The sequence below is a fragment of the Acinetobacter sp. YH12156 genome (genome assembly GCF_013418235.1).
GTDB classification, from domain to species: Bacteria; Pseudomonadota; Gammaproteobacteria; order Pseudomonadales; family Moraxellaceae; genus Acinetobacter; species Acinetobacter pseudolwoffii.
Genome location: NZ_VPCL01000039.1, coordinates 1 through 1,185, shown reverse-complemented (window position 1 = coordinate 1,185; position 1,185 = coordinate 1). Strand labels below are relative to the sequence as shown.

The window sequence follows — 1,185 nt, the reverse complement described above, 5'->3', positions numbered from 1 at the left end:
AGTACCAGCGTACGGCCCACAGAATGATGTCACGCTGAAAATGCCGGCCTTTGAATGGGTTCATGTGCAGCTCCATCAGCAAAAGGGGATGATAAGTTTATCACCACCGACTATTTGCAACAGTGCCAAGCGCGGTGTCCGGAATTTCAGGTTTGTGTCTCTACAAAGACTAACTATCAGAAAAACTCATCGAGCATCAAATGAAACTGCAATTTATTCATATCAGGATTATCAATACCATATTTTTGAAAAAGCCGTTTCTGTAATGAAGGAGAAAACTCACCGAGGCAGTTCCATAGGATGGCAAGATCCTGGTATCGGTCTGCGATTCCGACTCGTCCAACATCAATACAACCTATTAATTTCCCCTCGTCAAAAATAAGGTTATCAAGTGAGAAATCACCATGAGTGACGACTGAATCCGGTGAGAATGGCAAAAGCTTATGCATTTCTTTCCAGACTTGTTCAACAGGCCAGCCATTACGCTCGTCATCAAAATCACTAGCATCAACCAAACCGTTATTCATTCGTGATTGCGCCTGAGCGAGACGAAATACGCGATCGCTGTTAAAAGGACAATTACAAACAGGAATCGAATGCAACCGGCGCAGGAACACTGCCAGCGCATCAACAATATTTTCACCTGAATCAGGATATTCTTCTAATACCTGGAATGCTGTTTTCCCGGGGATCGCAGTGGTGAGTAACCATGCATCATCAGGAGTACGGATAAAATGCTTGATGGTCGGAAGAGGCATAAATGCCGTCAGCCAGTTTAGTCTGACCATCTCATCTGTAACATCATTGGCAACGCTACCTTTGCCATGTTTCAGAAACAACTCTGGCGCATTGGGCTTCCCATACAATCGATAGATTGTCGCACCTGATTGCCCGACATTATCGCGAGCCCATCTATACCCATATAAATCAGCATCCAGGTTGGAATTTAATCGCGGCCTCGAGCAAGACGTTTCCCGTTGAATATGGCTCATAACACCCCTTGTATTACTGTTTATGTAAGCAGACAGTTTTATTGTTCATGATGATATATTTTTATCGGCACTGTTGCAAATAGTCGGTGGTGATAAACTTATCATCCCCTTTTGCTGATGGAGCTGCACATGAACCCATTCAAAGGCCGGCATTTTCAGCGTGACATCATTCTGTGGGCCGTACGCTGGTACT

General features: G+C 44.5%; 1 protein-coding gene. It reads right to left on the bottom strand.

The window, feature by feature from the left end:
- Positions 1-176 precede the first annotated feature (176 nt).
- Entirely contained in the window at positions 177-992 is an 816-nt protein-coding gene (locus tag FTU87_RS14965) for an aminoglycoside O-phosphotransferase APH(3')-Ia (RefSeq protein ID WP_000018326.1), read from the bottom strand.
- Positions 993-1,185 lie beyond the last annotated feature (193 nt).

Coding starts and splice junctions, on each gene's coding strand:
- FTU87_RS14965 (WP_000018326.1), bottom strand. CDS start 992: ATGAGCCATATTCAACGGGAAACGTCTTGCTCGAGGCCGCGATTAAAT.